At 63.9% G+C, this 20167-nt stretch carries 20 protein-coding genes; 11 read left to right on the top strand and 9 right to left on the bottom strand.

Going from position 1 to position 20167, the window contains the following annotated elements:
- On the bottom strand, positions 1–663 hold the full coding sequence (locus tag ACP7DW_RS17835; RefSeq protein ID WP_426055999.1) for a thiol:disulfide interchange protein DsbA/DsbL: 663 nt from the start codon (positions 661–663) through the stop codon (positions 1–3).
- A 198-nt stretch (positions 664–861) separates the two neighbouring features.
- On the opposite strand from ACP7DW_RS17835, the gene ACP7DW_RS17830 reads away from it, so the two are divergent.
- The gene (locus ACP7DW_RS17830) at positions 862–2814 is read left to right on the top strand and encodes a methyl-accepting chemotaxis protein (RefSeq protein ID WP_426055998.1); all 1953 of its coding nucleotides are present in this window, start codon (positions 862–864) and stop codon (positions 2812–2814) included.
- Positions 2815–2826: 12 nt separating this feature from the next.
- Here ACP7DW_RS17830 and ACP7DW_RS17825 read toward each other — a convergent pair whose 3' ends face one another.
- On the bottom strand, positions 2827–3726 hold the full coding sequence (locus ACP7DW_RS17825; RefSeq protein WP_426055997.1) for a LysR family transcriptional regulator: 900 nt from the start codon (positions 3724–3726) through the stop codon (positions 2827–2829).
- Positions 3727–3835: 109 nt separating this feature from the next.
- On the opposite strand from ACP7DW_RS17825, the gene ACP7DW_RS17820 reads away from it, so the two are divergent.
- Entirely contained in the window at positions 3836–4768 is a 933-nt protein-coding gene (locus tag ACP7DW_RS17820) for a DMT family transporter (RefSeq protein ID WP_426055996.1), read from the top strand.
- On the opposite strand, the gene ACP7DW_RS17815 is transcribed toward ACP7DW_RS17820, so the two are convergent.
- Positions 4769–5647 carry a serine hydrolase gene (locus ACP7DW_RS17815; RefSeq protein WP_035826880.1) on the bottom strand — a complete coding sequence of 293 codons (879 nt, stop codon included), beginning with the start codon at positions 5645–5647 and terminating at the stop codon, positions 4769–4771.
- 417 nt (positions 5648–6064) lie between these two features.
- On the opposite strand from ACP7DW_RS17815, the gene ACP7DW_RS17810 reads away from it, so the two are divergent.
- Positions 6065–7324 (top strand): sensor histidine kinase, encoded by a 1260-nt coding sequence (locus tag ACP7DW_RS17810; RefSeq protein ID WP_426055995.1) that lies wholly within the window; start codon positions 6065–6067, stop codon positions 7322–7324.
- Positions 7321–8070, top strand: coding sequence for a LytR/AlgR family response regulator transcription factor (locus ACP7DW_RS17805; RefSeq protein ID WP_426055994.1), 750 nt, complete (start codon positions 7321–7323; stop codon positions 8068–8070). The genes ACP7DW_RS17810 and ACP7DW_RS17805 overlap by 4 nt, the downstream gene beginning before the upstream one ends.
- A 65-nt stretch (positions 8071–8135) precedes the next feature.
- Here ACP7DW_RS17805 and ACP7DW_RS17800 read toward each other — a convergent pair whose 3' ends face one another.
- Positions 8136–8354 carry a TOBE domain-containing protein gene (locus ACP7DW_RS17800; RefSeq protein ID WP_034757699.1) on the bottom strand — a complete coding sequence of 73 codons (219 nt, stop codon included), beginning with the start codon at positions 8352–8354 and terminating at the stop codon, positions 8136–8138.
- Between the two features lie 236 nt (positions 8355–8590).
- Between ACP7DW_RS17800 and ACP7DW_RS17795 the strand changes: the two genes are divergently transcribed.
- The gene (locus ACP7DW_RS17795; protein ID WP_426055993.1) at positions 8591–9772 is read left to right on the top strand and encodes a helix-turn-helix transcriptional regulator; all 1182 of its coding nucleotides are present in this window, start codon (positions 8591–8593) and stop codon (positions 9770–9772) included.
- A gap of 37 nt (positions 9773–9809) precedes the next feature.
- Here ACP7DW_RS17795 and ACP7DW_RS17790 read toward each other — a convergent pair whose 3' ends face one another.
- The gene (locus tag ACP7DW_RS17790) at positions 9810–10865 is read right to left on the bottom strand and encodes a sulfate ABC transporter substrate-binding protein (protein ID WP_426055992.1); all 1056 of its coding nucleotides are present in this window, start codon (positions 10863–10865) and stop codon (positions 9810–9812) included.
- Positions 10866–11167: 302 nt separating this feature from the next.
- Here ACP7DW_RS17790 and ACP7DW_RS17785 point away from each other — a divergent pair, with 302 nt between their 5' ends.
- Positions 11168–11698 carry a GNAT family N-acetyltransferase gene (locus tag ACP7DW_RS17785; RefSeq protein ID WP_298407000.1) on the top strand — a complete coding sequence of 177 codons (531 nt, stop codon included), beginning with the start codon at positions 11168–11170 and terminating at the stop codon, positions 11696–11698.
- 66 nt (positions 11699–11764) lie between these two features.
- On the opposite strand, the gene ACP7DW_RS17780 is transcribed toward ACP7DW_RS17785, so the two are convergent.
- Positions 11765–12577, bottom strand: coding sequence for a class II glutamine amidotransferase (locus ACP7DW_RS17780; protein ID WP_426055991.1), 813 nt, complete (start codon positions 12575–12577; stop codon positions 11765–11767).
- A 232-nt stretch (positions 12578–12809) separates the two neighbouring features.
- Here ACP7DW_RS17780 and ACP7DW_RS17775 point away from each other — a divergent pair, with 232 nt between their 5' ends.
- Complete coding sequence (locus ACP7DW_RS17775; protein ID WP_426055990.1) at positions 12810–13655, top strand: EAL domain-containing protein; 846 nt, start codon at positions 12810–12812, stop codon at positions 13653–13655.
- A gap of 90 nt (positions 13656–13745) precedes the next feature.
- Positions 13746–14495 carry a YcbK family protein gene (locus tag ACP7DW_RS17770; RefSeq protein ID WP_426055989.1) on the top strand — a complete coding sequence of 250 codons (750 nt, stop codon included), beginning with the start codon at positions 13746–13748 and terminating at the stop codon, positions 14493–14495.
- Between the two features lie 6 nt (positions 14496–14501).
- Here ACP7DW_RS17770 and ACP7DW_RS17765 read toward each other — a convergent pair whose 3' ends face one another.
- On the bottom strand, positions 14502–14705 hold the full coding sequence (locus ACP7DW_RS17765) for a DUF3460 family protein (RefSeq protein WP_426055988.1): 204 nt from the start codon (positions 14703–14705) through the stop codon (positions 14502–14504).
- 68 nt (positions 14706–14773) lie between these two features.
- Here ACP7DW_RS17765 and ACP7DW_RS17760 point away from each other — a divergent pair, with 68 nt between their 5' ends.
- Positions 14774–15655, top strand: coding sequence for a LysR family transcriptional regulator (locus tag ACP7DW_RS17760; protein ID WP_426055987.1), 882 nt, complete (start codon positions 14774–14776; stop codon positions 15653–15655).
- Here ACP7DW_RS17760 and ACP7DW_RS17755 read toward each other — a convergent pair.
- On the bottom strand, positions 15631–16098 hold the full coding sequence (locus ACP7DW_RS17755) for a PACE efflux transporter (RefSeq protein ID WP_426055986.1): 468 nt from the start codon (positions 16096–16098) through the stop codon (positions 15631–15633). The genes ACP7DW_RS17760 and ACP7DW_RS17755 overlap by 25 nt on opposite strands.
- 194 nt (positions 16099–16292) lie before the next feature.
- On the opposite strand from ACP7DW_RS17755, the gene ACP7DW_RS17750 reads away from it, so the two are divergent.
- On the top strand, positions 16293–16736 hold the full coding sequence (locus ACP7DW_RS17750) for a hypothetical protein (RefSeq protein ID WP_426055985.1): 444 nt from the start codon (positions 16293–16295) through the stop codon (positions 16734–16736).
- A 117-nt stretch (positions 16737–16853) separates the two neighbouring features.
- Positions 16854–19019 (top strand): putative bifunctional diguanylate cyclase/phosphodiesterase, encoded by a 2166-nt coding sequence (locus ACP7DW_RS17745; protein WP_426055984.1) that lies wholly within the window; start codon positions 16854–16856, stop codon positions 19017–19019.
- On the opposite strand, the gene ACP7DW_RS17740 is transcribed toward ACP7DW_RS17745, so the two are convergent.
- On the bottom strand, positions 19004–20104 hold the full coding sequence (locus tag ACP7DW_RS17740) for a glycosyltransferase family 9 protein (RefSeq protein ID WP_426055983.1): 1101 nt from the start codon (positions 20102–20104) through the stop codon (positions 19004–19006). The two genes, ACP7DW_RS17745 and ACP7DW_RS17740, sit on opposite strands and share 16 nt — an antisense overlap.
- Positions 20105–20167 lie beyond the last annotated feature (63 nt).

The raw sequence follows: 20167 nt of genomic DNA, 5'->3' as shown, positions 1-20167 counted from the left end.
TTACTTCGCCAGCTTCGCCTTGGCCACCAGCGCCTGCACCACTTGCAGGGTGGCCTGCTCCACGCTCTGGCGCGGCAAGCCCGGATTGGCGCCGGCGACCATCGAGGGATTGGTCAGGTAGCGCCCGCCCACGATCAGGGTGGGCGTGCTGTCGACCTGGTAGGCGGCGGCCAGGCGGGGCAGGTTTTTCAGCTTGGTCTGCACGCCAAACGACTGGTAGGCGCCTTCGAAGGCGGCTTTGTCCAGGCCATTTTTCAGCGCCCAGTCGAGGTTGTCCCTGTCGCTGGCCAGGCGCTTGCGTTCCACGTGCCAGGTGTGCATGACTTGCGCGTGCAGCGCCTCTTCCTTCTTCAGCGCTTCCAGAGTCAGGAACAGATGCGCTTCCGGATCATTGTCCGGCGTGTGCGGCAAATGGATGCGGCGGAACGACACCGTGGCGGCATTTTCCTTCACCCAGCGCGCCAGGCTCGGCTCGAACGCATTGCAGGCGGGGCAGTGATACATGAAAAATTCGATCACTTCCACCTTGCCCGGCGCCGCCTGCGCCGGTTGCGGCGTGGCCAGCACCAGATAGTCGGCACCCGGCACGGGCGCTTGCGGCGAGGCGAAGGCGCTGGAGACGGCGAAGCTGGCGCAAGCCAGGATAAAGTGGTGCAAACGCATGGAAGCTCCTTTGAAAAAATTAACTATGAGGCAATCATGCTGGAGCGTCAATAGTCGATGGTGTTGCTTTGATGTAATAAACATTCATTATTCCGAATATTGAATAATAATGTTCCGATTTTTATGTAAAAATGGTGGCGAGTGTGCGTGGCAAGGCCGCTGATTCACACCATAAAAATCACCACAAAGGAGTACACCATGTTTTCATCGTTGCGCACGCGTCTGGTGCTGATTTGCGTTTCCATCGTCGTGTTGTCCATGCTGGCCTTGTCGGTCGCCAATTACATCACCACGCGCAACAGCATGCTGGCCTCGGCTGACCAGCAGATGCAGCAACTGCTGCAGAGCCAGTCCGCCGTGCTGGCCCAATGGGTCGATGGCAAGAAAAAGGTCATGGCGTCCGTCGTCATGTCGGCCGAGACGCCCGATCCGCTGCGCGCCTTCCAGATCGCCGAAAAGGCCGGCGATTTTGCCGAAGTGTTCATCGGTTACGCGGACAAGCGCTCCGTGTTTACCCATCCGGGGCGCCCGGCCGATTTCGACCCGACGGCGCGCGCCTGGTACACGGACACCGTCAAGGCGGGCGTGCCGATGCTCACGCCGCCGTACGTGGACGCGGCCAGCCACAAGCTGGTGGTGTCGTTTACGGCGCCCGTCGGCCCAAAAGAGGCGTTGCTGGGGGTGGCTGGGGCCGACGTGCTGCTCGATACGGTGATCGCCAATGTGGTGGCGATCAAGCCCACGCCGCACAGTTTTGCCTTCCTGGTCGACCAGGCCGGCACCATCATCGCCCATGCGGACAAGGAACTGAGCCTGCAGCCGCTGGCCAAAATCGATGCGGCGCTGTCGGCCGCGCAGGTCAACCGGCTGGAAAGCACGCGCACGATCGATGCCGTGCGCCTGAACGAGCGCGACGGCAAGCTGTACGTCACGCGCGTGGCGGGCACCGATTGGCTGCTGGCCGTGGTGCTGGACCAGCAGGAAGCCATGCAAGCCTTGCAGACGATGCTGACGACGGCGACCGTGACGGCCGCGCTGCTGACAGGGCTGGCGGCGGTGCTGTTGTCGCTGCTGGTCTTTAAAATGCTCAAGCGCCTGGAGCTGGTGCGCGACGCGCTCGATGACATCGCCTCGGGCGAAGGCGACCTGACGCGCCGGCTCGACGCTTCCGGCGTGGACGAACTGGCGCAGATCGCGGACGCCTTCAACCGCTTCATCGACAAGATCGCCGCCGTGCTGGTGAAAATCCGCACGGCCAGCGAATCGGTCAAGGTGTCATCAATGGAAATCGCCGCCGGCAACCAGGACCTGTCGTCGCGCACGGAACAGCAAGCCAGTTCGCTGGAAGAAACGGCCGCCTCGATGGAGGAGCTGACCAGCACCGTGAAACAGAATGCCGACAATGCGCGCCAGGCCAACCAGATGGCGCAATCGGCGTCCGGCGTGGCCAGCAAGGGCGGGCAAGTGGTGGCGCAGGTGGTCGAGACCATGGCCTCGATCAACGATTCGTCGAAGAAGATCGTCGACATCATCAGCGTCATCGACGGCATCGCCTTCCAGACGAATATCCTCGCGCTCAATGCGGCGGTGGAAGCGGCGCGCGCGGGCGAGCAGGGACGCGGCTTTGCCGTGGTGGCGACGGAAGTGCGTAATCTGGCGCAACGCTCCGCTGGCGCAGCGAAGGAAATCAAGCTGCTGATCGACGATTCGGTGGGCAAGGTTGATTCGGGCGCGCGCCTGGTCGACGAGGCCGGCGCGACGATGCAGGAAATCGTCGACAGCGTGCGCCGCGTCACCGACATCATGGGCGAGATCACGGCCGCCAGCCAGGAACAAAGTTCCGGCATCGAGCAGGTGAACCAGGCGATTGCACAAATGGACCAGGTGACGCAGCAGAATGCGGCCCTGGTGGAGGAAGCTGCCGCCGCGGCGGAAAGCCTGCAAGACCAGGCCGGCACCCTGGCGGAGGTGGTGGGCGTGTTCAAGCTCGAGGACGGGCAAGCAGCGCAGCAGCAGAAACCGCAACCGCGGCCGCAGCCGCAGCCAGTCCGCCCCGTGGCGCGCGCAGCCATCGCGCCGCGCCTCGCCAGCCGTCCCGCAAAAACGCCCGTCGCCAAGCCCGAGCGCAGCGACGAGTGGGAGACGTTTTAAACTTTTAAACTGTCAAGCGCGCCGTGGCGCCAGGGCCGGCGCCATCTGCCTGGCTACCTCGAAAAAGGCGTTGGTGGCCGGCGTGTTCTGGCGCCGGTCGCGCACGGCCAGTCCCACCTTGCGGCTGACGGGCGGATGTAACGGCAGGGCGACCAGCTCCGGATACTGCTCGCGCAGGCGCTGCGGCAGGGCCAGTTCGGCGACGATGGACAGGCCGTCGCCGCGGCTGACCATGTCGAGGATGGTGATCACCTGGCTGATGCGGTAGGGGACATTGGGCTGCAAGCCCGCGTTGGCGAACAGCGGTTCGATCAGGCAGGCGCAGCCCGCCTCGGACATGATGAACGGCCCTTCGCACAACTGCGCCAGGGTGATGGCCGTTTCGCCGGCCAGCGGGTGGCTGCGCGGCACCAGCGCCATCATCTGGTCTTCCACCAGCGGCGCCGTATCGAAACGCTCGTCGGGCAGCACGACGAAGCCGACGTCGACGCGGCGTTCGCGTATCCACTGCACCACCTCGTGGTCGGCGCCTTCGTCGATGCGCAGGGTGATGCCCGGATAGCGCAGGCGAAATTGCGCCGTGATGGCCGGCAGCAGGTTCAACGACGAGGTGGGGCCGAAGGAGCCGATGCGCAGGCTGCCCTGGCGCTGGCCCAGCACGTCGGCCGCTTCCTGGCGCATGGCTTCGGATAGTCCCAGGATTTCACGTGCGCGCAGCAGCAGCTGGCGGCCCACGTCCGTCAGCTCGGCCGACGCCTGGTGGCGCACGATCAGATCCACGCCCATCTCCTTTTCCAGCGCTTTTAACGCATGCGAGACGGCCGACTGGCTGATGCCCAGCTGCGCGGCGGCGGCGGAAAAACCGTGCAGTTCGGCCACCAGGGTAAAGATTTCCAGTTGCGTGAAGGTCATGCTGTGGTTTTCCTGTGCTATGAGTATTTGCTCATTATTTCATGAGTTGATATTAGTATTAATATATAACCAGACCACCCGCCGCGCAAGCGGTCAAACAGGAACTCCCATGTCTTCTTCCGCCGTACCTTCCGCCGCCTTGCCTTCCGTGCAGTCGCCGCTCGTCTACCTGAAACTGATTTTCGTCGCCCTGTTCTGGGGCGGTACCTTCATCGCGGGGCGCGTGCTGGCGCAACAGATGCCGCCGATGACGGCGGCCAGCGGACGCTTCGGCGTGGCCGTGCTGCTGCTCGTCGTGCTGGCGTGGAAACTGGAAGGGGGCTTGCCGCGCCTGGACCGCAAGCAATTGATGACGACGGCGGCGCTGGGCCTGACGGGCATCTTTCTGTACAACCTGTGCTTCCTGGCGGCCCTGTCGCGCATGCCGGCCGGGCGCACGGCCCTGTTCGTGGCCCTGAATCCCATCGTCACGGCGCTGGCCTCGGCCATGCTGTTCCGCGAGCGGCTCGGCTCTTTCAAGTGGCTGGGCATCCTGCTGGCGTTTTGCGGCACGGCCATCGTCATCACGCGCGGCGATCTCGCGGGCGTGCTGCACGGCACGGGCGGCGGCATCGGCATGGGCGAGGTGTTCATGTTTTGCGGCATTTCCAGCTGGGCCGCCTATACCCTGATCGGCCGCGTGGCGCTGAAGGGCCTGAGCCCGATCGCCGCCACCACGTATGCATCGATGTGGGGCCTGGCCTTCCTGCTGGTGGGGGCGGCGGTGGAATTCCCGACGGTGCCATGGCACAGCTTTGGCTGGCAAGTGTGGGCCGCCATCGGCTACCTGGGCGTGTTCGGCACGGTGATCGGTTTTGTCTGGTATTACGAGGGCGTCAAAGCGCTGGGCCCGTCGCGCACGGCCGTGTTCAACAACCTCGTGCCCGTGTTCGGCATCGTGCTGGCGGCGGCGCTGCTGGGCGAGCCCGTGCTCGCCTCGATGCTGGTGGGCGGCGCGGTGACGATTGCCGGCGTCATCATGACCAACCGGCAATCGAAATAGTTACTTGGCGCGGCGGCGCTTGGATGGCTTGGCCGGCGCCTTCTTGTGCCGGCTGACGGAGGCGCGCATCACCTTCGGCTCTTCGATGCCGTTCTCGGCCGCCAGCATGCGGCGGATGTTGACGGCATCCATGGCGCGCACGGAATTGGCGCGCGCGTTGAGCAGGATCATGGTGGCGAACTTGCCGGCCGACTTGATGCGCATGATCAGGCAACGGCCCGCTTCATTCGTATAGCCCGTCTTCGACAGGCCGATGTCCCAGCCCTTGGCGCCCACCAGGCGGTTGGTGTTGTGGTATTCCACGTCGCGGCCCTTGATCTGGATGACGTCCTTCGAGTCGGTGGTGATGCGGCTGATTTCCGGGTAGCGCGAGGCGGCCACGGCCATCTTGACCAGGTCCGCTGCCGTCGACTGGTTATTCGGCGACAAGCCCGTCGGTTCTTCGATCACCGTCTGGCGCATGCCCAGGGCCTTGATCTTGGCGTTGACGGCCACGGCAAACGCCGTCGGGCCGCCGGGGAAGGTGCGCGCCAGCGAGGCGGCGGCGCGGTTGTCGGATGACATCAGCGCCAGCTGCAGCACGTCGTGGCGGCTCAGGGTCGCGCCCACGGGCACGCGCGAGGTGCTGTGTTTCAAGGTGTCGACATCCTCGCGGTCGATGCTGATCTCTTCCTGCATGTTCGCCTTGGAGTCGAGCACGACCATGGCCGTCATGAGTTTGGTCAGCGAGGCGATGGGCACCACCACGTTGGAATTTTTTTCAAGCAAGACTTTGCCTGTGCCATCTTCGACCACCAGGATCGACTGGGAACCGAAGGGCACGGCGATGGCCGCTGTCGAAAGCGTCATCAGCACCGCGGCGAACATTTTTTTGAGCATGGGATTTGTATGTGGGAAAGCAGTTTTGGGGCGCCATCAAGGGCGCTGCGCGCAAATCCGGAACGGGGCCGCGCGGGGACGCGGCGTGTATCTCGGAGGCAATATTTGCCAAGCTTAAACAATACCATTAAAGATCAAGCGATGTCTACGGTACACGCCCGCAACAGGCGGCGTTGCGGGCAATTTGGCAAATAAATGGGGCTATTCTTGCCGTAGTGAAAATTGTTGGGCAATTATTGATTTCATCCTGGAAACTTCGTATTATTTCAGCAAGATTGGCAGCCATGGTCCGGCAAGCGCCACGCGCTTCGTCGTTGATGCCTGCCGCTTCGTGTTTCGTCGCCCCGCGCTATGCCCCGCAACAGGGGCGCCGTAGACTGCGTTCATGCCTGAATCACGGACCACGGAGAACGCATCGTGTTAAAAAAATATACGCAATGGTATCGCAGCATCGACGAAGAAACGCTGCGGGTGTTGCAACATCCCGAGCTGGCCGAGCAGGTCCAGGGAAGAGTGCGCCGCTACATCGCCATGAAGCTGGTGAAACTGACGCCGATCGAGCGCCAGCAATTGCACGCTTTCCTGCTCAAGTATCGTGGCGCCGGTTTTTACATCGCCGCGTTCAAGCTGATGCTGTTGTTCAGCGCCATCGGCGTCGCCCTGCACCTGCTGCTGCCGGCCCGGTTCGAATTGCTCAAGGCCCTCGCTTTCAGCAACGGCATGGGTTTTGCGCTGGCGTGGGGTCTGGTGGGCGTCTGGTTCAATTACCGCAGTTCCGTGCGCAACAAGTTCAGGAGACTCTTGCTGATCGTCTCGACCTGTGCGGCAGGGGTCGCCGTCGGCGTGCTGCTGGCCGGTTGGAGCGATAGCGGTTCCATGGGCATGGCCTTCGAGCGCTTGCTGCGCGTGGGCGGCATCGCCTTGCTGGTGGCCGGTTTGTTTTACATGGTGCCGCTGGCGATCGTCACCACCTGGCGCAACCGGCAATACGAAGCGCTGACGGTGCAGCTGCAGCAGGATGCCGAGCGCGACCGGCTGGCGCGCGAACTGAGCGAATCGCAGCTGCGCCTGCTGCGCGCGCAGATCGAGCCGCATTTCCTGTTCAATACCCTGGGCGCCGTGCAGCAACTGGCCGAGCAGGGCGCGCAAGGCGCCGGCCGGGCCGCGGCATTGACGGCCGATCTGATCGCCTTCCTGCGCGCCAGCCTGGCCGAGATGCGCAGCGAGCAAGTGCCCTTGCAAAGCGAGTTCGACATGGTGGCCGCGTATTTGCGTGTGATGCAGGCGCGCATGGGGTCGCGCCTGCGCTATGCGCTGGACTTGCCGGCCGGGTGTGCGCACGTGACGATCCCCAGCATGATCTTGCTGACCCTGGCGGAAAATGCCATCAAGCACGGTATTGAACCATCGTTGCGCGGTGGCGAGATCCGCCTGTCGGCGCTGCGGGTGGACGGCATGCTGCGCCTGCGCGTGCAGGACACGGGCATGGGCTTGCCGGCCAGCGGCGCTGGCAGCGTGCCCGGAGGCGGCCTGGGCCTGGAAAACGTGCGCAGCCGGCTGTTGCTGTCCGATCCGTCCGCCAGCCTGAGCCTGCGCGACGGCGACGAGGGCGGCGTGATCGCTGAAATCGTGTTGCCCATTAACATTGCCTCCAGCCTGAAAGAACCTGCCGCATGAACACCTCCATCCTGATCGCCGAAGACGAACCCCTGATGCGCGAGCGCCTGCAAATGCTGCTGGCGCAAGCCTGGCCCGAGGCGCAAGTCGTGCTGGTGGCGGAAAACGGCAACGATGCCTGGGACGGTTTTCTTGAGCACGAGCCGGACGTGGTCTTCCTCGACATCCGCATGCCTGGCCTGTCGGGCCTGGAAGTGGCCGAGCGCATCGGCAAGCGCGCCCACGTGGTGTTCGTCACGGCCTACGACCAGTACGCCGTCGATGCCTTCGACGCGGGCGCCGTCGACTATCTGTTGAAACCCGTGCAGGCCGAGCGGCTGCAGCGGGCGCTGGCCCGGCTGCGCGACAAGCTCGGTGCGCAGCCGGCCGACATGGCCAATTTATTGCAGTCGCTGCGCGCCGCGTTGCCCGCGCCGCCGCGCGAAAAAATAAAATGGATCAAGGCCAGCGTGGGCAAGCAGATCCGCCTGATCGATATCGACGACGTGCTGTTCTTTCAGGCCGACACCAAATACACGCGCGTGGTGCTGGCCGGTTCCGAAGCGCTGGTGCGCACGCCGCTGAAGGATTTGCTGGGCGGGCTCGATCCGGAACAGTTCTGGCAAATCCACCGCGGCACCATGGTCAACGTGAAAGCCATCGAGGCGGCCGAACGCATCGACGCCGAGCGCATGCAGGTACTGGTGCGTGGCAGCACGGAAAAGCTGCCCGTCAGCCGCACGTTTACGTATCTGTTTCGCGATTAGCCTGCAATGCAAACGCCGCGCCGCTGCCGGATGGCAAGGGTGCGGCGTCGATGGGTGGGTGACGCTTACTGGATCTTGGCGATCGACACTTCTGTCGATTTCACCAGGGCGATGACTTCGCTGCCCACTTTCAAGTCCAGGTCCTTGATCGAGCGCGAGGTGATCACCGACGTGACGATGCCGTGCGGCGTTTCCACGTCCACTTCCGAGACCACGGGGCCAAAGATGATTTCCTTGATCTTGCCGCGAAACTGGTTACGTACATTCACTTCCGAGATAGCCATGATATTTCCTTTGTGCCCGTAAAACGCCGTGCGGCGCGACATGGCCAGAGTACGGCGCGCGCCCGCGTTTGACCACGAATCGATGCGCATATGGTTATGCGGAAAGCGGGCCATGCCGGCACGGCACTTGCCGTGGCGCGGTGCGGAACTTGTGGCCTGGGCTGCTGTCTTAGTGGCATGGCGTTCCTGTGTGCCCTTGCGCGTGCGCGTGGATGTTATCTGCAGGACGTGTCTTTGTGGTCGTACCGACGATGGAAAATGACGGCGCCGATCCAGTCATTGCCGCTTTTTACCGGGCGGCACTGGAGCCTGGGCAGTGGGATGCCGCCCTGAGCGCGTTCGCGCGGCTGGCGGGCGGTGACGTCGCCTGCTGTTTCCTGAAGGCCGAGGCGGGCCTGGCGCCGTCGCGCGCGCATATCAGTGGCCTGGACGAGCAGGCCTGGGAAGCGGGCTACCGCCGCTACTACCATGCGATCGACCCCGGCTATACGGTGCTGGTGCGTGGCGTACCGGGCCGCATGTACCTGATGCAGGACTACATCGGCGAGCGGGCCGTGACCCGCAGCGAATACTTCCAGGACTTTTATCTGCGCGCGGGCCTGCGCTATTCCTGCAGCGGCACCCTCAGCGACGGCAGCGGCCTGACCATCCTGTCGGCGCACCGGACGGCGGGGCAAGGGCGCTACGATAAGCGCACGCGGCTGCAATTGCAGCGCGTGCTCGACCACTTGCCGAATGTGTTCCGCCTGCGCGACACGGCGCAGCAGGCCCAGGTGCACGGCGCGCTGGCCTGGGCGGCGCTCGACGAGTTGCCGCGTGCCATCTTGCTGGTTGATGCATGCCTGCAACTGGTTTTCATGAATCGCGCCGCGCAGTGCCTGCTGTGCGGCCCGCCGCTGGTGCCAGCCCTGGCGGCGGCCACGGCCGCCATCGTGCTGCGTGGCGGCAGCGTGGGCTTGCGCGCCAGCCCCCTGCAGCAGCGGCTGGCCCAGCGCGTGCGCCAGGTGTGCGCGGGCCAGGCCTGCGCCAGCCCCGCGCCCCTGTACCTGGCCGATGGCGCGGGCCGGCCCGCGCTGGAAATCGGCATCCTGCCCTTGCCCATTCCGGCGGGGCCGGGCGCGTGCGGCGATGCCGCGCGCCTGGCGATGCTGGCGCTGCGGCCCCTGTTCCGCACGGCGGCGCGGCCGTGGCCGCTGGCCGCGGAACGCCCGTGCGGCCTGACGGCGGCGCAATGGGCGCTGGCGCAGGCGCTGGCCGATGGCGTCGAGCCGACCGAGTATGCGCGGCGCCACGGCGTGCGCATCAGTACCGTACGCAGCCAGATCCAGGCCATCCTGGCCAAGACGGGGACGCGCCGCAGCAGCGAGATCGCCAGCCTGTTCAGCGCCATGGAGTGGGGCGCCGGCGCGCCGCCATAAAAAAACCGGGGCAAGCCCCGGTTGTCGCTGAGAATGATTACTTCTGATAAATCTTGTCGAACTCGCCACCGTCGTCAAAATGTTTCTTTTGCGCCTGTTTCCAGCCGCCAAACACGTCATCGATGGTAAACAGGCTGATCGGCTTGAAGCTGGCCGCGTATTTCTTCGCGACGGCGGCCGAACGGGGACGCAGGTAGTGCTTGGCGACCAGTTCCTGGCCCGCTTCCGAGTACAGGTATTGCAGGTAGGCCGTGGCTTCCTTGCGCACGCCGCGGCGGTCAACGACCTTGTCGACGACGGCCACCGGCGACTCGGCCAGGATGGAGATGCTTGGATACACCACCTCGAAGTTGTCGCCGAATTCGGCGCGCACCAGTTGCACTTCATTTTCAAACGTCACCAGTACGTCGCCGATTTCACGCTGGGTAAATGTGGTGGTGGCGCCGCGGCCGCCGCCGTCGAGCACGGGCACGTTCTTGAACAGCTTGGTGACGAGGTCGCGCGCCTGCGCTTCGCTGCCGCCTTTTTTCACGGCATAGCCCCAGGCTGCCAGATACGTGTAGCGGCCGTTGCCCGAGGTTTTCGGGTTCGGCACGATGACCTTGATGCCGGGCTTGGCCAGGTCGTCCCAATCCTTGATGTGTTTCGGGTTACCTTTGCGTACCAGATACACCATGGTGGAATAGAACGGCGCCGCATTGTTCGGGAATTTCTTGGCCCAGTCGGCCACCACCAGGCCGCGATCGACGAGGATGTCGATGTCATTGGCCTGGTTCATGGTCACGACGGACGCTTCCAGGCCATCGGCGACGGAGCGCGCCTGCTTGCTGGAACCGCCGTGCGACTGCTTGATGGTGATGGTTTCGCCCGTTTTGGCTTTCCAATCAGCAATAAACGCGGGATTCACATCCTTGAACAATTCGCGCATCACGTCGTACGAGGCGTTCAGCAAGACCACGGGTTCGGCGGCGGACACGCTCATGGGCAGGCTCATGGCGGCGGCGGAAGCGGCCAGGGCGCTGGCCAGGAACCAGCGGCGCGAGCGTTGGGTGAATGTCGCTGCGGCAGTCGATACGGCGTTGGAATGGGTCATGTTGAACTCTTGTTGTGAGAATAGACAGTCATAGTCTAAAATTCCGGCCGGAAAAGAAACGAATTTTTCGTAATATGCTTAGATTCGATTCCCGTTTGCGCTAAAAAACAGATATCGATTTCTGGAAACATTCGTGGGCAAGATGCGCATCAGCACTTAGTCTGCAGCCATTGCGTCATAGGCAAAACCATCCTGTGGCGTGGCGCGAAAAAACCCGATCGCGCCGCTTGGTGTATAGTCGAATGGCGCGATACAGGGGTAAAACCGTCTGCATCGGCAACTGGAATATTTTGTGAGCGTACATGAGTCTTGAAATTCGTATTGCAACATCGACCGACGCTTTCGAGGCGTGCAACGTATTACGACGCTCCATCGTCGAATGCTGCAGCCTCGATCATCGGGACGATCCGGCCATCCTGGAAGCCTGGCTGGGCAATAAAACACCGCAGATGGTGGCGTGCTGGTTTGCGTCGCCGACCAATTTTTCGCTGGTCGCAGTCGAGCAGGGCGCCGTCGTCGGCGTCGGCTTGCTGACGCGCGCCGGCAAGCTGGCCCTGTGCTACCTGCTGCCCGAGGCGCAAGGCCAGGGCGGCGGCAAGGCCCTGGTGGAACAACTGGAAGCGCAGGCGCGCGAGTGGGGCATCAAGGCCCTGCAATTGCACAGCACGGCCAGCAGCCAGGCCTTTTTCGTCAGGCAGGGCTATATCGAGGCGGGCAATGTGCGTTCGCCGTATGGCGTGGAAACGATTTTTTGCTGGAAACAGATTGACCCCGCAGGGATCGCTAGCGGCGACCCCAAGCGCAAGCGCTTTTGCAACTGCAATTCGGCCTGACGGCTATCCCGCACTTCAGCCCGCCCATCCGGCGGCGGGCCTTTCCCTCACTTTGAATATTTCCCTTCAGTAACTGATCTGGATATACACGCCCGGCTGTGCGCTATCGTTTTCCGGCAGCAAGGTTCCGCCGGCAAACAGTTTCAGTTCGCCGGGCGCGAATGCCAGCCACTCCTCGTTTTGCGTCAGCGGATGCGTGGCGATGACGGCGATGCGGTCGTCCAGATGGTTGTGCTGGCGAAAGTCGATGCTGCGCTCGCAATCGATCAGTTGCGCCACGGAAAAGGGGTACTCGCGTATTACATAGTGCAAATGCGTGGAACAGTGGGCAAACAGCAGTTCGCCGTCTGACAGGATGAAATTGAAGCTGCCGTGCGCGGCAAGCTCGCGCGCCACCTCGCCGATGGCGGCGCGCAAGGCCGCGCGCGCCGGTTCACCTGCGGGAAACTGCGTGCGCAAGCGGGCCAGCAGGTGGCAGAAAGCCTGTTCGCTGTCCGTGTCGCCGTTGGCGCGGTAGCAGGCATTGGCGGGCGGGCGCCAGGTTTTCAAGTCGCCATTGTGGGCGAAGGACCAGGTCTTGCCCCACAGTTCGCGGGCGAACGGGTGGGTGTTTTCCGGTGCGATGCGGCCCTGCGTGGCCTTGCGGATGTGCGCGACGATGTTTTTCGCCTTCACGGGATGCTGCTGCACGGTGGCGGCCAGCGGCGAATCGATGGCCGCCAGGTGGTCCGTCAGCAAGGTGCAGCCGCCACTGGAATGATAGGCGATGCCCCAGCCGTCGCGGTGCTCGTCCGTGCGGCCGCCCCGTTCGGCAAAGCCGGCAAAGGAAAATCCCAGCGCGGCCGGCTTGCTGCTGTTCATTGCGAGTAACTGGCACATGGCGGCCCTTCCTGATGGTATCGGTACACGTCCACAGTAAAGGCCGTGGCAGGGTGCTGGAAGGAATGTTTCCGACTATCGTTATGCGCTGGCTGTCGCCTCCCTTATGTGCTGGCCGCATATCAAATGGCGAAACCATTCGTTCTCCTTTGCCTGGCGCCGCCTTACTCTGCACACTTTGGCGTCGTCTTCCCCATGCGGGATGCCGGCGCAGCCCGATGAAGGAGCACGTATGGCATTTCCCGTCCTGAAAAACTACCTGGCCCGTTTGTCGCATCAAACCCAGGCTGGCACCAGCGTCTGGCTCGACGGGGAGGGCAGGGCGTTGGGGCGCTTTTTCAATTGCACCATGACCAGCGCCTTCCAGCCGCTGCGCGAACTGGACAGCGGCAAGCTGGTGGCGTTCGAGGGCCTGGCGCGCAGCGTGTCGAAGGCGGACGAGGGCTTGTCGCTGTGGCGTTTGCTCGATCACGCGGCCAGCGACGACGAATCCGTGGAGCTGGACCGGCTGTGCCGCATGCTGCACGCCATCAATTTCTTTCGCCAGGGCGAAGCGGAGCAGTCCGACCTGTACCTGAACGTGCACGATCGCCTGCTGAGCGCCGTCAGCAGCAATCACGGGCACGCCTTCCAGCGCATCCTCGACGCGCTGGGCTTGCCCATCGAGCGCATCGTGCTGCAATTGCCGACGGTCACGCCGAACCAGGGTTGGCTGCTCAATTACGTGGCCGACAATTACCGGCGCAACGGTTTCCGCCTGGCCATCAACGTGGCCAGCGTGCAGGAGGCCACAGGCATGCTGGAGCGTTTGCATCCGCATGCGTTCAAGCTCGACGCGGGCAACCTCAGCGACGAGCAAGCCGTTGCCAGCTTCGTCACCGTGTGCCATGCGGCGAACATCCGCGTCATTTTTAAACGCCTCGACACGCCGGCGGCGCTGGCCGCGCTGCAGCGCGTCGCCGCCGCCACGGGCTTGCCCATCGTGGCCCAGGGCTATTTATTGGATAAACCGTTGACGGCGCTGGCGCAGGCAAACAGGGCCGTCGCGGCCAGCGCGGCGGCCGCCCAAGGCGCCTGATGCCGAAATGAGGGCGGCACGATAGGCATTGAGGGTTTTTCTTCGCAGCACAATACGCTATAGTATTCCCATCGTTAAATTGGACTGACTATGGCATCGCGCAGAAATTTTCTACATCACGGTATGGGCCTGGCCGCGCTGGGCCTGGTAGCCACCCCGCTCATCGGCTGCGCCTCGCGCACGGCCGCTCCCGCCTCGGCTTCGGCCAGCGCCAAGCCGCGCGCGCCGCGCACGGGCGTGCCGCCCCAGCCGACGCAACTGGCCAGCGTCGACCGCTCGATCACGTCGCAGTCGCGCCAGGCCATCACGGAGATGGCACCGCCTCCCGACATCTTCGATGCGCAGGCGCTGGACCTGGAATTCTGGCTCAAGCCGCGCACCCTGGAAGTGGTGCGCCCGGCCAGCAATGAAAAGGCGAAACTGCTGTACTGGAAAGATGGCGAAGTCATCGATTCGGCCTACCAGGAACTGTGCCACCTGCTGCGCGACGTGAACGGCAAGAAGACGGCGCCCATCGACCCGAAACTGCTGGAAACCCTGTGGGGCACGCAAGCGTTCGTGGCCCGCTACGGCATCGAGCAGCCGCTGGAGATCCTGTCGGGCTACCGCACGGCCGAGTCGAACGGCAAGCTGCGCGAAGCGGGCGTGCCGGCCGCGCGCCAGTCGCTGCACATCTCGGGCCGCGCCGCCGACATCCGCGTGGCGAATCTGAACGCGGAAGTGCTCGGTTCGCTGGTGCGCAGCTTCAAGCAGGGCGGCGTGGGCTTCTATTACCGCAACGGTCCCCGTGGCGGCTGGATTCATGCCGATACGGGATTGCAGCGCGTCTGGAAAGGCTAAGACTTTTTAGTCGTAGTGGTAGGGCGGCTCGGGCACGCTGTCGGCTTGGATCAGTTTCAGTTCGTGCAGGTTGGCGGGGCGCTCCCACCAGATGCGCCAGCCTTGGCACTGGCTTTCCCGCACTGCGGGATGCGCTTGCAGATAGCCGTCGATAAAGCGGGTAAAGTCCGATACATAACCGCTGCGGCGGTAGGGAAGTCGATGCGGCATGGCTGCTCCTTTCTTGCCTTGCCTGGCTTTTGACCTCTGGCGCACGCAAAAGTGCCGCGCTCTTTTCCATGAAACTCTCCAGCCATAACATCGAACTGTTCCTGGCCGTCGTCGACGGCGGCTCGTTCTCGTCCGCCGCGCGCGCCCTGCGGCGGGCGCCGTCCGCCGTCAGCATGGCGATGGCCAACATCGAGGCGGAACTGGGCATCGCCCTGTTCGACCGGGGCGCGCGCGAAGCCGTGCCCACGCCGGCCGCGATGGCGCTGCTGCCGCATGCGCGCCTGATCGCCGAACAGCTGAAGCAGTTGCACCTGCACGTGCAGGAATTGTCGCAGGGTCTGGAAAGCCGCATTTCGCTGGGCATCGCGGCCGAACTCGACCATACGCCCTTCCTGGCCGCCGTGCGCGCGCTGTCGCAGCGCCATCCGCTGCTCGACATCGAGGTGCTGACGGCGCCGCAGGACGATGTGCTCGACATGCTGCACCGGGGCCGCATCAGCGCCTGCATGGCCTTCGCTGGCGGGCGTATCAATCACGAGGAACAGTTCCAGCTGGTGGGCAGCGACGCCTTGCTGGCGATTATCTCCACCCAGCATCCGCCCGACGTGGCGGGCCGGCCCCTGTATATCGAGGAATTGGTGAATTTGCGCCAGATCATCGTGGCCAGCCGCGAACTCGACCTGGCCGATGCGCGCCCCGTGGTGGGCTTGTCTTACTGGCGCACGGACAGCTTGCCGATGGCGCTGGCGATGGTGGAGGCGGGACTGGGGTGGGGCAATTTTGCCGCCTCGGCCATCGGCCACTCGCTGGCGGCGGGGCGGGTGCGCCGCGTGGCGTTCAAGAATACCGGCAATGGCCTGGTCGTGCCCATCCACCTGGTGTGGATGAAGGACCGGCCGCTGGGCATGGCGGCGCGCTCCTTTCTTCAGTTGCTCAACGAAGCGGCCTGAACGTCGCTGGGCTCTTCCTTGGGCTGCTGCGCCGACAGCGGCACGCCGAACAGGCCGTCGAAGAAGTAGTTGAAGATGAAGCTGTAGCACGGGATGATCAGCATCAGCGCGAAGTCCAGCACGAACGCCTGCCACAGGCTGATATCGAGCCACCAGGCGATCAGCGGGATCAGGTAAATCACCAGCGTGATCTGGAAGCCGATCGCGTGCAGGATGCGGCGCCAGACGGTGCGCGTGCGCGACACCTGGCGGATTTCCCAGTATTCGAAGGCCGTGTTGTAGAGCAGATTCCAGATCACGGCGATGGTCGTGATCATGAGCGCCAGCGGGCCCGTACTGGTGGGCGACTCGCCAGAAAGCAGGGTCAGCCAGGCAGTGGAAATGGCCATGCCGATGATTTCAAAGGCGGTGACGTAGACGATTTTGCGTTTGATGCCTTGCATGTAAAGCCTGTAAAGAAGAGATGGCGCGTATTTTAAGTCAGGTATGCTGATGTTAAAAGTTGATAGCTGTCAGTTTTTCTGATGAATGTGCGCCAGCAATACCATGCTGGCCATGAACGGTGGATAATGGCCGCTGGCGGGCAACCGGTCCCGCGCATCACCGCAGAACATCACCGCAGAAAAGGTCAACGAGCATGCAAGGCGCAGCAGACAGCAACATCCCAGACACCCCCGCCAGCGCGGACGAACGTCCCCGTTTTCGCCCCGTTCCGTGGCAGCACCTGGAAACGCCATACGATGTGGAAGTATGGATCGAGGAGCATAACCGCAGCATGCAGGACAATATCCGCGCCACGGAAACGGGCGTGGGCATCTGCTTTACCCTCGCCGAAGGGGGCGACATCTATATGCAGACCAGCGCCGACGGCGCCGTCGTGCTCGACGTGACGCCGGACGCGGCCTGGGTCGCGCCCCTCATCAGTGCTGCGACGGGCTGCGAGGCGCCGGACTCGTCACTGTGGATCTTGCCTGACGATAAGCTGATCCAGCTGATCGTGGGGCTATCGAGCCTGGTGGCCAGCACCTTGCTGGTGGTGGGCCATGATTTCGGCTTGCGCCGGCGCAGTATGGGCCGCTGAGGGGTCTTGTGGCAGAAACGTTATCTGCGCCAGGCATCGCTCGACACTGCGCATGGCGCGTGCTAGTCTTGCCACTGCACCTGCCTGTTTGCCTGGGCGGCGGTGCAAAGGACAGCCATGGACACACCACCGCAAGCGGTACCTGCTCCGGATTCCTCCCCGCGCTGCCACGACGGCGTGCCGCAGCATGCCGCGCCTTTGCTCGACGATGGCGTTTTCAGCCCGGAACGGGTGAAGGCTGAACGCGAACAAGCGTATTTCAACGATTTATACCTGCTGGCGCCCGTCGCCTATTTCGTGCTGGGTCTCGATGGCGTCATCGTGCAGATGAACCTGGTGGCGGCCGAATTGCTCGGCCTGCCGCGGGAACGGCCCGGCCACGTGCTGTTCCGTTCCTATATCCACGAGGCCTTCCGTCACGATTACGAGCAGTTCGTGCAGCGCGTGCTCAATAGCAGCGAGCCCGAGCGTATTCAGCTGCCGTTGCGCTCCTGTCCCGGCGCGCGCGCGGCCGGCTTGCCCGTCAGCCTGCTGGGCAGCGCCGATCCGAACGGCCAGGCGCTGCGCCTGGTGCTGGAGCAGGCCGAGGGCAAGCTGGCCGCGCTTGAACGCAGCGAAGAGCGCTTCCGGCGCATCGTGCACAGTGCCGAGGAGGGCATCTGGGAAATCGATGCGCAGGCGCTGACCAGCTTTGTCAATCCGAAGATGGCGCACATGCTGGGCTGCCAGATCGAGGAGATGCTGGGCCAGCCGCTGGCGGCCTTCATGGATGACGAGGGACGCGCCATCCTGGAGCGCAACATTGCGCGGCGCCAGGATGGCATTGCTGAACGCCATGAATTCAAGTTCCTGCGGCGTGACGGCAGCACCTTGTGGGCCACCCTGGCCACCAACCCCATCTTCGACTCCGGCGGCACCTACCTCGGTGCGCTGGCGCTGGTCAGCGACATCACGGCGCAGCGCGCGGCGTCCGAGCGCATCTGGCGGCAAGCCAATTTCGATCAGTTGACGGGCTTGCCGAACCGCCACATGTTTCTCGACCGGCTGCAGCACGAGGCGCACCACGCCGGGCGCGAAGGCGCTTGCCTGGCCCTGCTGTTCATTGACCTCGACCACTTCAAGCAGGTGAATGACCGCCTGGGCCACGAGAAGGGCGACATGCTGCTGCGCCAGGCGGCGCGGCGCATCAGCGAACGCGTGCGCGCCACCGATACGGTAGCGCGCCTGGGCGGCGATGAATTCACCGTCATCCTGGCCGGCGTGGGGCAGCTGGGCGGCATCGAGCGCGTGCTGCAGGAGTTGACGGGCGCGCTGGCCCTGCCTTTCTTGCTCGACGGCGATACGGCGCACGTGTCGGCCAGCGTGGGCGTGGCGCTGTATCCGGCTGACGGCGAGGCGCCGGACAGCTTGCTGCGGCATGCCGATCAGGCCATGTATGCGGCCAAGAACGCGGGGCGCAACGGTTACAGCTATTTCACGCCGGCCGTGCAGCAGGCGGCCGAAGTGCGCCGCAACACGGTGCGCGAGATGCGCCTGGCGCTGGCGCAGGACCAGTTCGAAGTGCATTACCAGCCCATCATCCGCCTGTGCGATGGCGTCATCGAGCGGGCCGAGGCGCTGCTGCGCTGGCGTCATCCGCTGCGCGGCCTGCTGCTGCCCGCCGATTTCATCGCCTTTGCCGAGGCGAACGGTCTGATCATCGATATCGGCGAGTGGGTGTTTCGGCAGGTGGTGCGCCAGGCACGGCAGTGGCAAGACGAGCATGGGACCGCGTTCCAGATCAGCATCAACAAGTCGGCCGTGGAATTTCGTTGCGACGCCGCGCTGTACCAGGACTGGGGCGGGCACCTGGCGCGCCAGGGCCTGGCGCCGGGCGCCATCGTCATCGAAACCAGGGAAGCGGTGCTGCTCGACGAGGCGTGTCAGGTGGTCGACCGGCTACGCCAGTTCCGCGCCATGGGTCTGGCGCTGGCGCTCGACGATTTCGGCAGCGGCCAGGTCTCGCTCGCATGCCTGAAAACGGCCGATATCGACATGCTCAAGATCGACCGTTCCCTGGTCGGCGAACTGGGGCGCGACGATGCCGGATTGGGCCTGTGCGAGGCGCTCATTGTGCTGGCGCAGCGGCTGGGGCTGAAAGTCGTGGCCGAAGGCGTGGAAACGGCGTCGCAGCGCGATTTGCTGCGCGCCGCCGGCTGCGATTATGCGCAGGGATATTTCTTTTCCCGTGCGTTACCGGCGGGACAGTTCGCGGCCCTCTTGGCCGCTCAGCCCGCTGCTTGAGCGGTGGCTTGCAGCGGCGTAGCGCCGGCCATCAGCTCATCGACGGCACCCAGGGTAGCGTCCGTGCTGACCGTTTCCAGGGTCAGGCCGGGCGCCACGATGACGCGGTAGTGGCGGCTGGCGGGATAAAACCAGCGGTAGTTGTCGGTGCGGATATAGTAGCCGACGATTTTCTTGTCGTACACGGAGGCCAGGTGGATCACCGAGGTGTCGGGCGAGAGCACCAGTTCGCAGCGCCGTATCAGGGCCGCCAGCTCCAGGATGTGGCCGGTGGGCGGCGCGGCCATCACGTTGGCATGGCCGGCACCGTGCACGATCTCGGCCGCGCGCGCCTCCGTGCCCGGCGCGGCGATCACCAGCAGCGCATGGCGCGGGTAGCGCGCCGCCAGGGCCGCGCAGCAGTGCTGGGCATCGGCCACGCTGACCGTGCGTTGCGCATTGCTGCCCTGGAAATTGAGGCAAAACAAGCCTTCATGGGTCTGCAGCAGGGTGTCGCAGGCGGTGTCGACCTGTGCCGCGTGCGCGTCCACGCCGAACAGTTCGTAGTGCATGTCGATGTCGCGCAAGCCAAATTGCCCGAACGCGGCGAAGAAACTATGCAGGATGTGGCGGCTGCGGTCGCACGGCACCGTGTAGTCGAACATGCCCAGTTTGGCCGTCGAGCTGCCGTACTTGGGAATGGCGAAGCCCGTCAGATAGCGCGCGCCCAGCCATTTGATGCGTAACAGCAAGGGAATCGAGAAACGGTTGTAGGGATTGAAGATGACGTCATAGCGGCGCCGGCGCAGGTCGGCGATGGTGGTGCGCAAGTCGCGCAGCAGCGGCTGCTTGTCCCAGATGATGATGTCGTTGACATGCGGATTGTCGGCGAGCACTGCACGGTTGGCGCTGCTGGCGGCCACGTCGATTTTCCAGTGCGGGTAGTTTTTCTTCAGCTCGCGCAGCAATGGCGTAGTGACGATCATGTCGCCGATCTTGTCGTTGCGCAAGATTAATACCTTGCGCACCTTGGCGATATCGAGGGGCTGCTTGTCGGATTTGCCCAGCAGGGCGTAACTGATCAGCCGGGCGGCGGTTTTTATCAAGGGGACTCCGGGTATGGATGACAGGCGCTGGCGGTCCAAACAACATGCCGACATGCAAGCAGC

The sequence above is a fragment of the Janthinobacterium sp. PSRC1-1 genome, from assembly GCF_049897525.1.
GTDB lineage: Bacteria > Pseudomonadota > Gammaproteobacteria > Burkholderiales > Burkholderiaceae_D > Janthinobacterium > Janthinobacterium tructae.
The sequence above is the reverse complement of the archived record's forward strand: the minus strand, read 5'-3'. Positions and strand labels throughout refer to the sequence as shown.